At 66.2% G+C, this 13,116-nt stretch carries 12 protein-coding genes; 4 read left to right on the plus strand and 8 right to left on the minus strand.

The window, feature by feature from the left end; translation table 11 throughout:
- Positions 1-98 precede the first annotated feature (98 nt).
- Positions 99-1,187, plus strand: a complete 1,089-nt coding sequence (locus LJ760_RS02580; protein WP_227918954.1) for a tartrate dehydrogenase — start codon at positions 99-101, stop codon at positions 1,185-1,187.
- A 112-nt stretch (positions 1,188-1,299) separates the two neighbouring features.
- Entirely contained in the window at positions 1,300-2,928 is a 1,629-nt protein-coding gene (locus LJ760_RS02585) for an SLC13 family permease (protein WP_227918957.1), read from the plus strand.
- A 33-nt stretch (positions 2,929-2,961) separates the two neighbouring features.
- Here the strand turns inward: LJ760_RS02585 and LJ760_RS02590 are convergent, their stop codons facing one another.
- Positions 2,962-3,963 (minus strand): o-succinylbenzoate synthase, encoded by a 1,002-nt coding sequence (locus LJ760_RS02590; protein ID WP_227918958.1) that lies wholly within the window; start codon positions 3,961-3,963, stop codon positions 2,962-2,964.
- Between the two features lie 86 nt (positions 3,964-4,049).
- Here LJ760_RS02590 and LJ760_RS02595 point away from each other — a divergent pair, with 86 nt between their 5' ends.
- On the plus strand, positions 4,050-4,985 hold the full coding sequence (locus LJ760_RS02595; protein WP_227918959.1) for a phosphatase PAP2 family protein: 936 nt from the start codon (positions 4,050-4,052) through the stop codon (positions 4,983-4,985).
- Here the strand turns inward: LJ760_RS02595 and LJ760_RS02600 are convergent.
- The 5 genes from LJ760_RS02600 to pdhA all read right to left on the minus strand — a co-directional run bounded on the left by LJ760_RS02600 (position 4,982) and on the right by pdhA (position 11,192).
- Positions 4,982-6,214 (minus strand): MFS transporter, encoded by a 1,233-nt coding sequence (locus LJ760_RS02600; protein ID WP_227918960.1) that lies wholly within the window; start codon positions 6,212-6,214, stop codon positions 4,982-4,984. The two genes, LJ760_RS02595 and LJ760_RS02600, sit on opposite strands and share 4 nt — an antisense overlap.
- Before the next feature lie 49 nt (positions 6,215-6,263).
- Positions 6,264-7,124: an MBL fold metallo-hydrolase gene (locus LJ760_RS02605; RefSeq protein ID WP_227918962.1), complete on the minus strand. Its 861-nt coding sequence runs from the start codon at positions 7,122-7,124 to the stop codon at positions 6,264-6,266.
- A gap of 62 nt (positions 7,125-7,186) precedes the next feature.
- Positions 7,187-8,806 (minus strand): dihydrolipoamide acetyltransferase family protein, encoded by a 1,620-nt coding sequence (locus LJ760_RS02610; RefSeq protein ID WP_227918964.1) that lies wholly within the window; start codon positions 8,804-8,806, stop codon positions 7,187-7,189.
- Positions 8,803-9,906 carry an alpha-ketoacid dehydrogenase subunit beta gene (locus tag LJ760_RS02615; RefSeq protein WP_227920881.1) on the minus strand — a complete coding sequence of 368 codons (1,104 nt, stop codon included), beginning with the start codon at positions 9,904-9,906 and terminating at the stop codon, positions 8,803-8,805. The genes LJ760_RS02610 and LJ760_RS02615 overlap by 4 nt, the downstream gene beginning before the upstream one ends.
- A 68-nt stretch (positions 9,907-9,974) precedes the next feature.
- The gene (pdhA, locus tag LJ760_RS02620) at positions 9,975-11,192 is read right to left on the minus strand and encodes a pyruvate dehydrogenase (acetyl-transferring) E1 component subunit alpha (RefSeq protein ID WP_227918966.1); all 1,218 of its coding nucleotides are present in this window, start codon (positions 11,190-11,192) and stop codon (positions 9,975-9,977) included.
- A gap of 184 nt (positions 11,193-11,376) precedes the next feature.
- On the opposite strand from pdhA, the gene LJ760_RS02625 reads away from it, so the two are divergent.
- The gene (locus LJ760_RS02625) at positions 11,377-11,829 is read left to right on the plus strand and encodes an Lrp/AsnC family transcriptional regulator (RefSeq protein WP_227918969.1); all 453 of its coding nucleotides are present in this window, start codon (positions 11,377-11,379) and stop codon (positions 11,827-11,829) included.
- Positions 11,830-11,957: 128 nt separating this feature from the next.
- Here the strand turns inward: LJ760_RS02625 and LJ760_RS02630 are convergent, their stop codons facing one another.
- Positions 11,958-12,206, minus strand: a complete 249-nt coding sequence (locus tag LJ760_RS02630; protein ID WP_227918970.1) for a DUF6480 family protein — start codon at positions 12,204-12,206, stop codon at positions 11,958-11,960.
- A gap of 139 nt (positions 12,207-12,345) precedes the next feature.
- Positions 12,346-13,113: an enoyl-CoA hydratase/isomerase family protein gene (locus LJ760_RS02635; protein ID WP_227918972.1), complete on the minus strand. Its 768-nt coding sequence runs from the start codon at positions 13,111-13,113 to the stop codon at positions 12,346-12,348.
- Positions 13,114-13,116 lie beyond the last annotated feature (3 nt).

The raw sequence follows: 13,116 nt of genomic DNA on the forward strand, positions 1-13,116 counted from the left end.
CGGAAGGTCTAACCGTGGCATCGCGCCGTCCCTACACTGTTGGAACCAGCACCTTGAGACTCGCGCGGCGCAGGTGCGCCGCGACCGGAAGGTCCGCTATGACGCAGACCCACAGAATCGCCACCATCGCCGGAGACGGGATCGGGCAGGAAGTGGTGCCCGAAGGGATGAGGGCGTTGGCTGCCGCAGCTGAGGCCTTTGACTTCACCCTGAAGAGCACAGACTTCGACTTTGCCAACGGCGACTACTACCTCAAGCACGGCAGGATGCTGCCCGACAACTGGGTTGAGCAGCTTGAGGGTTTCGACGCCATCTTCTTCGGTGCTGTCGGCTCCCCTGAAACGGTTCCGGACCATATCTCCCTGTGGGGAAGCCTCCTCCAGTTTCGCCGCCACTTCGACCAGTACGTCAACCTCCGACCGGTGAAGCTGCTGAACGGAGTCCGGAGTCCGCTGGCCGACCGCCGGCCCGGGGAAATCGACTTTTACGTTGTCCGTGAGAACACCGAGGGCGAGTACTCCAGCATTGGCGGGCGGATATTCGAGGGCACCGACAGGGAAACGGTGATCCAGGAAACGGTCATGACCAGGACCGGTGTGGACCGCATCCTCAAGTACGCGTTCGACCTCGCCGGCAGCCGTCCCAAGAAGCACCTGACCTCCGCCACCAAAAGCAACGGAATTTCGGTGACCATGCCGTATTGGGACGAGCGCGTAGCTCGAATGTCCGGCAATTACGCAGATGTGAGGATCGACAGCTACCACATCGACATCCTTACGGCGCACTTCGTGCTGCATCCCGAAAGATTCGACGTAGTCGTGGCCAGCAACCTCTTCGGCGACATCCTCTCGGACCTGGGTCCGGCATGCACGGGCACCATCGGCATCGCACCCAGCGGCAACATAAATCCTGAACGCCGTTTCCCGAGCCTTTTCGAACCTGTCCACGGATCCGCTCCGGACATTGCCGGTCAGGGTATCGCGAACCCCATCGGCCAGATCTGGAGCGCCTCCATGATGCTGCAGCACCTGGGCGAGCATGCAGCAGCAGCAGCCGTGGTTCAGGCTTTCGAAAACGTGCTGGCCCGGGGAGATGTTTCCCTCACGCCCGATCTCGGCGGCAGCGGGACCACCGAACAGCTGGGAAAAGCCATAGCCAATGAAATCAGTGCCGTAGCCGCCGGATGACCTGTAGGGGATTTCGGCGGTCGTATGTTGTGCCGATTTAGTTCCACAGCGGCACACCACGGGCCGCGGCCCGTCGAACCGAGAAAATGCACCCAAAATCGGGAGGACGAAGATGTCCCAGAATGTGCCGCTGTCCATGCCGGCCCCGAAGACGCCGGGGTTCACCGATGTCAAAGCCGCCCTGCTGGGCGGGAAAACGTTCCGGAGCCTAAGCGAACAATCCCTCTCTCCCCGTGAGGAGAAGTTTGAGCGGGCACGCCAGACGCTGGGGTTGTTCCTCGCACCGGCCGTTGCAATCGTCTTCGCCCTCCTGCCCACGGCCATGGACCCGACCCAGCAGCTGCTCGCTGCGGTCCTGCTCGGCGTGATCATCCTGTGGATCTGCGAACCGGTGCCCATCCCCGTGGGTGGCCTCATGGGGGTTGCCGCCGTAGTGATCCTCGGCATCGCACCGGCAGCGGAGGTCCTGCAGCCCTTTGGCTCCACCACCATCTTCACGTTTATCGGAGCCTTCATACTGGCCCAGGCCATGCTCAAGCACGGCATCGCGCAGCGGCTGGCCTTCGCCGTCCTGTCCGTTCCCGGAGTGGCAAAGTCGACGTACCGTATTATCACCGCCTTCGGAGTGATCACCTGCCTGCTCTCTGCCTTCGTGTCGAACACCGCAACGGTGGCCATGCTTCTGCCTACGGCTCTGGGCATCCTCACAGTCATCGGCGAACTTCTGCAGAACCGTGGCGTAGTCAAGTCCGACTTCGACCCGTTGCGCCTGCGTGTCGGTGCCGCGCTGATGCTGATGCTGGCCTACGGCGCCAGCGTGGGCGGACTGCTCACGCCTGTGGGTTCCCCGCCGAACCTCATCGGCCGCGGCCTGATCGAGGAAGCGACGGGCGTGCGCATCTCGTTTGCCCAGTGGGCCGCCACTGCTGCACCGCTCTGCCTCGCCATGTTCATCGTGCTCGCCCTCGTTATGTTCCTGCTCAATAAGCCCGAGATCCGCAGGATTGAAGGTGTTGACGGGTTCATCAGCGAGAAAAAAGCCGAGCAGGGCAAAATGAAGCGGGCAGAGGTCAACACCCTGATCGCCTTCGGTTTCACCGTGACCCTGTGGCTGCTCCCCGCGTTCGCGAGCCTTATCTTCGGCACGGACTCCGGCCAGTACATTTTCCTGGACGACAGGCTGGACGAAGGCATCGTGGCAGTTCTCGGGGCCTCGCTGCTGTTCATCCTGCCCACCGATTGGAAGAAGCGCGAAGCCACCCTCACCTGGTCGGATGCAGCCAAGATCGACTGGGGAACCATCGTCCTCTTCGGCACGGGCATCATCTTCGGTTCCCTGCTGTCGGCCACGGGCCTGGCGGAAACCATCGGAACCACCGCCTCCGACACTCTGGGCGTCACCAGCGTTATCACCATCACCGCCTTCTCAGTGATCCTGGCTATCCTCATCTCGGAAACCACCAGCAACACCGCCTCTGCGGCCGTCGTCGTGCCCATCGTGATTCCCCTGTGCGTAGCGATGGACGTGGATCCGTTCATCCCTGCCCTGGCGGCGACTTTCGCGGCGTCCTTCGGCTTTATGCTCCCGGTATCGACGCCGCAGAACGCCATTGTCTACGGCTCCGGGACCATACCGATCACCAGGATGATCCGCACCGGACTCGTCTTCGACATCCTCGGGGCAGCGCTCATCATCGGCATTGTCCCCATCATGGTTGGCGTCACCGGTATCGGCGGCTGACGCCGGCCTAAGACACACATGCGGATCGAAAGCCTAGCGCTGCTGGGCCGTCACCAACTGCGCATGCACCCGCTCCAGCCGGTCCAGCCACCACTGACGGCGCTCCGGCGGTGCGGCAAACCGCTCCAACAGCTCCTCGGACACGGGCACGTCCCGCACAGCCAGGGCACCGCCGTCGGGCACCAGCGATTCTTCCGTCACGTCTCCGGCCATGAGCGACAAGGTGCCCAGCCCGCAGGCATAGGGCAGCTCCGGCAGCGCAGCGGCCAGCGCGACGCCGGTACGGATCCCCACGGAAGTGTCGATGGCGGAGCTCACCACAGCGGGCAGCCCGGCCTGCGCCACAATCTCGACGGCCCGGCGCACCCCGCCCAACGGGGCCGCCTTGATGACGATCAGGTCCGCAGCGTCTTCCCGGGCGACCTTCAGCGGGTCGCTTTCCTTCCTCACGCTTTCATCGGCGGCGATCAGCACGGGAACCCCGCGCCGGCGAAGCTCGGTCCGGACGGCACGCAGGCCGTCAATGCCCGCTACGGGTTGTTCGGCATATTCCAGCCCGGCCTCGGCCAGCAGGGTCAGCGTTTCGACGGCGGTGGGCACGTCCCAGCCAGCATTGGCGTCCACCCGGATACCGGCGTCGGGCAGCAACCGGCGGACCTCGGCCACCCGGGCCAGGTCCTGAAGCGGAGTCTGGCCCGTTTCAGCCACTTTGACCTTCACGGCAGGGACATGTCCGAACCGGGCCAGCACGCCCTCCACCTGGTGCACCGGCACGGCGGGCACCGTGCCGTTCACCGGGATGGACTTCCGCACCGCTTCCGGATAGCCCTGCCAGGCCGCTTCCAAGGCGGAGGCAAGCCAGGGTGAGGCCTCTGCGTCGGAGTATTCCGGGAACGGGGCAAACTCGCCCCAGCCCTCCGGCCCCTCGATCAGCAGGGCCTCGCGGTGCAGGATGCCGCGGAACTTCACCCGCATGGGAATGGAGACCACGCGGGCTCCGGCTAGGAGGGCAGACAGGTCAGGGTTGTTCGGCACCCTGCCAGCCTACGCTTTGACGCTCACCGGCTGCCCGCTTCGGGTCGAACAGGTAAGGACCACGATGATGTGGCAATCTGGATGCAATGGATACTCGCAACTTGCTGGCACAGCGCGCCCGTGCCGAACGACCGGCTGCGCATAATCCGGCGCTCTTTCTGTTCGCGGCCCTCCTCTGCGCTGCCGGCGTTGCCGCAACGTATTGGTTCTTCGTCCGCACCACCACCGGCCAGCTCGCCGATGAGTCCGCTTTCCAGGAAGCGGAGCTGATTGCACCTGCCACCGAACGGCCGGTGATCGCCTTCCTGGACGAGCTGCCGCTGATCTCCGTCTTCATCGCCGTGATTGTGGTGGTGTTTGTATCCATCCTGCGGCACCGGATTTCACCGGCGGTGATTGCCCTCGGCACTTTCGGAGCAGCAAATGTCAGCAGCCAGCTGCTGAAACGGACCGTGCTGGACCGGCCGGACCGCGGGGTGGTGACCCTGGATTTCAACTCCCTGCCGTCCGGCCACACCACGCTGGCAGCCTCCGCAGCTGCGGCGGTCTTCCTGCTCGCCTCGCCGCGCTGGCGGCCCCTGGTTGCACTCTTCGGCGGCAGCTACGCCGTGCTCGCGGGCGCAGCCACCTTCCTCAACCTCTGGCACCGGCCGGCCGACGTCGTCGCCTCGCTGCTGGTGGTGGCCGCCTGGACCCTTGTCGGCGGCCTCGTGATGATGCGGACCAACCCGGACTGGAACCGCTGGCCGGCCAACGGTGCGGCACAGGGAACGGCGAAAGTGATTGCCGGAATCTGCGCCGTGCCCGGAGTGCTGGCTACGGCTGCCAGCCTGGGACTGTACTTCTATGCCCGCTGGGACCCGACGGCGGTGAGCACTTCCGCACCGCTGTACTTCTGGGCGGGCCTGACACTGATAGTGGGTGTCGGCTTCCTCGTCAGCGCCCTCGCCTGCTGGCTGTTCAACCAGCAGGCCGGAGACCCCGCACGGGCAGCGGGCGGTTCCCGGGGCAATCGCCGCTAGCGGGCCTCGCCGGCGGTAAGCGGATTGCCAGCGGCCTTCCGTCCGGGAACCCAGATCCAGAGCACGACGGCGCCCAGCAGTCCCAGGACAGCGGTGGCCCCGATCCCTGCCGAGAGCGACACGAGGGCAGTCACTCCGGAGAGGATGCCTGGGCCGCCCATGGTCCCGAGGTCGGCCAGCAGCCGCCAGATACCCAGGAACTGCGGACGTCCGGGCGAAGGCGAGAAGTCCGCCCCGAGGGTCATAACGATCCCGGATCCGATGCCGTTGCCGAACCCGATCAGCAGCGCAGCCAGCAGCAGTCCGGTTGCTTCGGAAGCCAGCGGCAGCAGCCCGAGGCCCAGCCCCATGATCAGCATGCAGGGCACCGCCACCGAGCGCCGCCCCCAGGTGTCCATGGCTTTGCCCGCGGGATAAAAGATCAGCATGTCGATGGCTCCGGAGAGCCCGTAGATCAGCGCCGTGGTGGTGGGGTCCAGGCCGATGTGCTGGCCCCAGAGCGGAATCACTGCCTGCCGCGTCGCACGGACGGCAGCGATCAGCAGCACCCCGATGCCGATGGTCCGGAAGATCCGTGCATGGCTTCGCAGGATGGACCGCACGGTGGGCGCGGGGACGGCGTCGGCCTTGGACACCAACCCCGATCCGTCCCTACCGGAACGGACAGCAAGATCCGGCACCTGGAGGCTGAGGATCCCGGCGCCGACGGCGGCCGCGGCACCCACCCAGTACGCCCCGGTGGTGCCGAAGAAATGGATTGCACCGGCGGCTGCGAAGGGACCGATGAAGACGCCGATCCGGTTCACCCCGCCGAGCGTGGACAGGGCCCGCGCACGGAAGTTCACCGGTACGGCTTCCGTCAAATAGCTCTGCCGGGCCAGCCCGAAGACCGACCCCGCCATGCCGATCATAAAGACGGCCAGCGCGAAAACCGCCAGCACCGGGACCGCAGCGGCAAGGACCATCGCCAGCGCGCACCAGGCCGAAGCAGCCACAAGCGCCCATTTCTCCCCGAAACGCGTGGTCACAATCGTGGCAGGCACGTTCGTCAGGAGTGAACCGACTCCGGTAAGGGTGATGACCAGCGCCGCCAGGGCAACGGTGGCGCCCAGGTCGCGGGCGCTGAGCGCGATGACCGGCAGGATGGCTCCGGTCGCCAACCCGTAAAGCAGGGTAGGCCCGTAGGCCGGGATAGCTATTTTCCGAAGGCTGAAATCGTCCGCTGGCACGGCCCTAGACTATCCGCAACCGATTCCGGTTCCGGTTCCGGGGAGGTGATTACTGCTTGAGCCACTTCCACCGGGCAAGGGTCCGCAGGCGGGTGAGCAATGCCCTGGACTGGTCCGGCCCGTACGGCAGGATGGGAATTGCCTTCGTCATGTCCACCGAGGCCTGGTCCATGGCGCTGCGGGTGACGGCGACGGCGGTGCGCATCTTGTGCATTTGCGTGGTCACGAAATCCACCGTGACGGGTTTGCCGTGTCCGGGAACGAAAATCGTGTAGAGGTCCTCGAGCGCCGAGATTTTCCCCAGCGTGCGGATCCAGTCCTTGGGAAAGGAGTCCTCGAAAGCCGGATCAGCGCCCTGTTCGACGAGATCGCCGGTGAAGAGCACGTCCCCGGCTCCCACCAGCAGGTCGTGGTCCGTGTGGCCGCGTCCGAGGTGGAAGAGGGTCACGGAGATGCCGCCCAGGTCCAGGTCCACCGGTGCGTCCTCCACCAGTTTCGTGGGTTCGGCGATTGCCGTGTTTTCGCCCATGGCCGCAGCCATCTCGGGTTCGACGTCGGCGGCCTGCGGGCGGTGGCTGTTTCCGTTTTCACGGATACTCGCGGCGCATCCGGCGGTACCCCAGATATCCTCCACACCGTTGGCGAGCATCAGGGCGTTGCCGAAGTAATGGTCAAAGTGGGCATGCGTGTTGACGGCCGTGAGCGGCAGGTCGGTCAGCATCCGGGCGGAATCGTAAATCTCCTGCGCCATGCCGGGGCCTGCTCCGGTATCGATCAGCAGTGCCCGATCGTCCCCGATCACCAGCCCGGTGTTGATGGCAAAGGCAGCATTGGCGCGCACCCAGACCCGGGGTGCAACCTCCTGCCAGCTGCGCTGGGTGGGGATGTGCTGCTGCGGTGTTTCTGTCATGTCAGCTTTCCTTTTCGCCGGCCGGTTTCCAACCTATCGCGGGTGGCTCTCTGCGGCACGTATTACAGGTCCGCCAGCACGCGGCCCGGGTTTTCGACGGCGTCGGCGACGTAGCGCAGGAAGCCGCCGGCGGTCGCGCCGTCGCAGACGCGGTGATCGAACACCAGGGTCAGCTGGGTGACCTTCCGGACCGCGAGCTGGCCGGAAACCACCCACGGTTTTTCGATGATGCGTCCCACGCCGAGGATGGCCGACTCGGGGTAATTGATGATGGCAGCGCTGCCGTCCACCCCGTAGACGCCGTAGTTGTTGAGCGTGAACGTGCCCGAGGAAAGTTCGGCGGGAGTTGCCCGGCCCGCCTGGGCGGCAGAGGTGAGACGGCGGATCTCCGCGTCCAGTTCCCGAGTGGACAGGGTGTCTGCCCGCCGGACCGAGGGGACCATCAAGCCGCGCTCAGCCTGCACGGCGATGCCCAGGTTCACGCCGTCGAAGGCCTCAATCACGGCCTGTTGTTCGTCCTGGTCCTCGCCCGCGTTATCCCGGGGGCCCTCCCCCGGGCCCGCACCGACTCTCTCCTCCGCAGGCACAAACCGGGTGTTGAGTTCCGGGAACCGGGTGAGGCCGGCCAGCGTGAAACGGGCCAGGAAAGCCAGCAGCGACGGGGCGTCCTCCCGCTGGCGGGAAAGGTCCGCGCGCAGGTCCATCAGGGCCGTGGCATCCACATCCACCCACACGGTCGCCTCGGGGATCATGCTGCGGCTGCGGCTCAGGTTTGCGGCGACGGTGCGCCGAAGGCCGCGCACCGGAGTGCGCGAGGTGACGGCGAGCCCCGTCCGCGCATCCGTTGCGGTCCCGGAATCGCCGGCTGTGGCTCCGGCATTCCGGACAGAATGGACTTCCCGGCCGGCCCCGGCCCCGGTTCCGCCGGCACTACCTCGGGCCGCCCCTTCGCCGGCAGTGTCTTCCGCCCGAGCGGGCGCCACGGCGGCTTCGACATCGCGGCGCAGGATCAGCCCGTCGGGACCGCTGCCGGCCACATCCGCCAGCTTCAATCCGGCGTCACGGGCCAGGCGGCGGACCAGAGGGGATACACAACGCGGAGCTTCCGTTCGAGCGGTGGGGCCGGCAACCTGGCCTGCAGCTTGGCCGGCAATCGGGCCGGCAACCTGGCCACCAGCCGCGCCGATCCGCAGCCGGGGTGCACGGGTGCGCCGCGGGGACTGCCCGTTGGCCGGGGTTCCGTAACCGATGAGGACGTTCCCGGACCCTGCCTTCTCTTCCTCCCGGTAGGCCTCCCCCGCCGCAGTCCCACCGGCCGATTCCGCAGCCGCTACTGCTTCGGCCGCTTCGGCCGGTCCCACGGCTGCCGCAGGTGCCATTGTCTCCCCGGTTCCCGTGGCTGTCATTCCGGCGGGCAGGCCGGCCCCCGCTGTTGCCGCAGCCGCGGTGTCCACCGAGATCAGCGGACGCCCGACGTCGACGCTCTCGCCGGCCTGGCCGTGCAGCTGCGCCACGCGGCCCGCAAAGGGGGACGGAACTTCCACCAGGGACTTTGCCGTTTCCACTTCGGCCACCGGCTGGTCCACCACAACCGTGTCCCCCACAGCCACGAGCCAGTTGACGAGTTCCGCCTCGGTCAGGCCCTCGCCCAGGTCCGGCAGCAGGAAGGTACGCACACTCATCGGGGATCCTCCGAAGCAGAGATTCGGACGCCCGTGCCGGAACCGGGAGCCTCCGGCTCTTCCCACTGCAGTTCATCCACGGCGTCCAGGATGCGGTCCACGCCGGGCAGGAACCAGTGTTCCAGCTTCGGCGCCGGATACGGCACATCGAAGCCGGTCACCCGCAGCACCGGTGCGGCGAGGGAATGGAAGCAGCGTTCGGAGATGCGGGCCGCGATTTCCGAAGCGACAGAAGCAAACCCCGGTGCTTCGGCAATGACCACTGCCCGACCGGTGCGCCGGACGGACGCGTCCACGGTGGCGTCGTCGTACGGAACAATCGAGCGCAGGTCGATGACTTCCAGGGACCGGCCCTCTGCTTCGGCGGCTGCCGCTGCAGCCAGGGCCGTCGACACTGACGGCCCGTAAGCCACCAACGTTGCATCCGTTCCGGTGCGTGCCACGGCTGCGGTGCCGATACCGCCCGAAACCGAACGGCCCGTGTGCAGCGCTTCATCGGCGGCTCGGCGCAGGACGGCCAGATCCACTGATTCCTTGCTCCAGTAGAGCTTCTTCGGTTCCAGGAAAACCACGGGATCATTCAGCCGGATCGCGTCGCGCAGCAGCGTGTAGGCGTCCGCTACGGTGGCCGGCGCGACGACGGTCAGGCCGGGCGTGTGCGCGTAGTAGGCCTCGGAGGAATCGCAGTGGTGTTCCACCCCGCCGATCCCGCCCGCATACGGAATGCGGATCACCAGCGGAAGCTTCACCTTCCCCCTGGTGCGGTTGGACATCTTCGCCACGTGGCTGACCACCTGCTCGAACGCGGGGTAGGCGAAGGCGTCGAACTGCATTTCCACCACCGGACGCAGACCATTCATCGCCATGCCCACGGCCATGCCCATGATCCCGGATTCGGCCAGCGGAGTGTCGAAGCAGCGGCCGGTTCCGAACCGCGCGGTCAGCCCGTCGGTGATCCGGAAGACCCCGCCGAGCGGACCCACGTCCTCTCCGAAAACCACCACCGTGGGATCGGCCGCCATTTCGTCGGCGAGCGCGGCGTTGAGCGCCTTGGCGAAGGTCAGGATTTCCGGTCCGGACTCTGTCCCGGCTTCGGTCATCTCCCCCGCCTGGGGCTCAGTGACCGTTGGAGTTGCTGCCATGGTGCTGCCTTTCGGATCAGGAGGTGTCACCGCGAAGCGCCGGGATCTGCGGGGTTCCCGGCGCCGCCCGGGCCTGCGTCGGCGTTGCGGACAAACGCATCGCTTTCGAACCCGTCCCGCTGCAGCTCGCCGCGCAGCAACTCGGACTGCTCCGTCAACTGCGGCGTGCGCCGGGTATAGACGTGTTCAAACAGCGCCAGCGGGTCCGGTTCGACGTCGGCATTCAGGCCCTCGCGCATGGCTGCCGCAAGCGCTTCGGCCGCCGCGGCCAGTTCATCCTCGCGTGCATCATCGAGCAGCCCGCGGCCGCGCAGGTAGGTGCGGGTCCGGGCCAGCGGGTCCCGGGGCAACCAGTCCTGCACTTCTTCCGCCGAACGGTACCGGGTGGCATCATCCGCGTTGGTGTGGGCCTGCATGCGGTAGGTATGTGCTTCCACCAGTGCCGGTCCGCCGCCTTCGCGTGCCCGCAGCACCGCCGCGCCCAGGACGGAGAGGAGGGCGGCGACGTCGTTCCCGTCAACCCGCTCCCCCGGCATGCCGTACCCGACGGCTTTGTGGGCCAGCGACGGTGCCGCGGACTGGTTTTTCAGCGGCACCGAGATGGCGTATTCGTTGTTCTGGATGAAGAACACCACGGGCACGTGGAACACCGCGGCAAAGTTCAGTGCTTCGTGGAAGTCGCCCTCGCTGGTGGCGCCGTCGCCGCAAAGGGCAAGCACCACAGTGTCCTCCCCCTTGAGTTTCGCGGCGTGTGCGACGCCGACGGCGTGCAGCAGCTGGGTGGCCAGGGGCGTGGCCTGCGGCGCCACCCGGTGTTCGTACGGGTCATATCCGCTGTGCCAGTCACCGCGCAGCAGCGTGAGCACCTGCAGCGGGTCCACACCGCGGGACATAACGGCAACACTGTCCCGGTACGTGGGGAACAGCCAGTCCTGCGTTTGGAGCACCGCAACGGCGGCTACCTGGCAGGCCTCCTGCCCGTGGGAGGAAGGGTAGACGGCCAGCCGTCCCTGCCGCACCAGGGCGTTGGCCTGGTCATTGATCCGCCGGCCCGCCACCAGACGGGCATAGGCATCCAGCAGCATTTCATCTGCGGGCATCGCGTACCGGGAATCCCGGCGGGCTGCGCCGCCGGCATCTATCAGCTGGACGGGGACGTCCGACGGCAACAGGGCATCGACGCTCCCGGAACCGCTTTCGGTGCCAAAGGCAGCCTGGCGGGTCCTGTCGGTAGAGATGGTCATCGCGAGCCTCCGTCCGCAGTGCCGCGGCATCTTTGCACACGGAACTTCTGTCTTGCCAGTATGCTTTCGGGCGCTGAATCGTTACCAGCATTCCCCGAAATCTTGGACGCCAGCGGCCTGCGAGGGTAATCTGATGGACACCTTGCAAATGTGACGCAGATTACTTGGGGAGAGCGTGGACATTATGACTACAACGCAGGTGCAGGCGCTGGATGACATTGACCGGAAGATCCTGGCCGTCCTGCGGGCCGATGGCAGGGCTTCGTTTACGGCCGTCGCACAGGCGGTCCATATCTCCCGGGCGCACGCCTACTCGCGGATTGCCCGGCTCACCGAGTCCGGAGTCCTCAGCCGGTTCACCGCGCTGGTGGATCCGGAGAAAGCTGGCCTGGGCTCGTCGGCGTATGTGACGCTGAAGGTCCGCCAGCACGCCTGGCGGGAATTGAAGGACCGGCTCAGCGAGGTGCCGGAGATCCACCACATTGCCCTGGTGGGCGGCTCGTTCGACGTTATCGTGCTGGTCCGGGCCGAGGACAACATCCACCTGCGCAGGGTTATTTTCGACCAGCTGCAGTCCATGCCGGGCGTCCTGGACACCCAGACGTTCCTGGTCTTCGAGGAACGCGATACCCGCTGAAGGCGCAGCAGTAAGAGGAAGCAAAAAAGCAGGGCCTGCAGCTGCAGGCCCTGCTTTTTATGTCAGCCCGGGCGGTTCATCCAGTCCGGATGCTTCCTTAGCCCAAGCGGTTCATCCAGTCCGGCAGGTCAGTTTTCGTCGTGGCCCTGGTCGGTGCTCATCTGGTCCTCGGCCGGAGGGGTCTCTCCCGGAGGAACGCCGCCGCCGGGCTCGAGGCCGGTAATGTTGCCGTCCATCGGGTCAGGATTGGTGCTCCCGGCCTTGGCCTCGCTATGGGCGTGGTTACCGGTGCCCTCCTGCGTATCGGAGCCCTTTTGCGCATCCTTCGGCTTATCCGGGTTCGCCGGGTCATTGTTCGGGTTGTAGCTGTCGGCCATGTTCTTACCTCCTCGGTGTCTCAAGGTTCTCTAGCGTCGGCAAGCACTTGTTATAAGCATGCTTACGAGTTACCTCCAAGGTAGTCCGGTGTCCACCGCATCACAAGCCGACCGGCGGCCGGTGAACGCAGCCGACAGGTCAGCCCTGGAAAACGGGCTTGCGTTTGGCCAGGAAGGCTTTGAACCCCTCCGCATAGTCGGGCGTTCCGCTGAGCTTTTCCTGCACGGTGTTCTCCGCATCGAGAGCTTCCCAGAAACCCAGCCTCCGGTCGCGGATCTGGGCCACGAGTTCCCGGGACGCGGTAAAGGCCTGCGTGGGACCTGAGGCAACGCGCAAGGCCGTGGCACGGGTGCGGTCCAGCAGTTCGGCGGGGTCCATGGAGCGGCTGAACAGCCCGGCAGCCACCGCTTCCGCACCGCTCATCAAATCCGCCGTGTAGATCAGGTCCAGCGTGCGGTGCGGCCCCAGCCGCTCCGTGAACAACCAGTGCCCGCCCGAATCCAGCGCCGCACCCAGATTCGCGAACGGCGAGCCGATCTTCGCGTCGGCGGCCACGTAGACGACGTCGGTGGCCACCAACAATCCGAGCCCCACTCCCAGGCACGCACCCTGAGCAGCAGCGAACGTCGGCGCGGGAAAGGCGGACATTTTCTGCAGCAGCGGCAACAGGTCATCCACGAGGTAGCCGCGGGCATCGTCGTGGTCCGGCGAGACAGTGGAAAGGTCCCGCCCTGCACAGAAGCTCCTGCCCTCGCCCCGCAGCAAAAGCGCGCGTACGCCCGAGGCAGCGGCGTCGTCGTACGCCTGCCCCAGGTCCGCCAGCGCGGGGCCGTCCAAGGCGTTGAGTTTCTGCGGGGCATTCAGGACCACTTCGGCCACGCCGTCGTGGATGTCGAGTTCAATCAACGG

It is taken from the genome of Arthrobacter sp. zg-Y895, assembly GCF_020731025.1.
Lineage (GTDB): Bacteria > Actinomycetota > Actinomycetes > Actinomycetales > Micrococcaceae > Arthrobacter_B.

Coding starts and splice junctions, on each gene's coding strand:
- LJ760_RS02625 (WP_227918969.1), top strand. CDS start 11,377: ATGACTACAACGCAGGTGCAGGCGCTGGATGACATTGACCGGAAGATC.
- LJ760_RS02580 (WP_227918954.1), top strand. CDS start 99: ATGACGCAGACCCACAGAATCGCCACCATCGCCGGAGACGGGATCGGG.
- LJ760_RS02585 (WP_227918957.1), top strand. CDS start 1,300: ATGTCCCAGAATGTGCCGCTGTCCATGCCGGCCCCGAAGACGCCGGGG.
- LJ760_RS02595 (WP_227918959.1), top strand. CDS start 4,050: ATGGATACTCGCAACTTGCTGGCACAGCGCGCCCGTGCCGAACGACCG.
- pdhA (WP_227918966.1), bottom strand. CDS start 11,192: ATGACCATCTCTACCGACAGGACCCGCCAGGCTGCCTTTGGCACCGAA.
- LJ760_RS02615 (WP_227920881.1), bottom strand. CDS start 9,906: ATGACCGAAGCCGGGACAGAGTCCGGACCGGAAATCCTGACCTTCGCC.
- LJ760_RS02610 (WP_227918964.1), bottom strand. CDS start 8,806: ATGAGTGTGCGTACCTTCCTGCTGCCGGACCTGGGCGAGGGCCTGACC.
- LJ760_RS02605 (WP_227918962.1), bottom strand. CDS start 7,124: ATGACAGAAACACCGCAGCAGCACATCCCCACCCAGCGCAGCTGGCAG.
- LJ760_RS02630 (WP_227918970.1), bottom strand. CDS start 12,206: ATGGCCGACAGCTACAACCCGAACAATGACCCGGCGAACCCGGATAAG.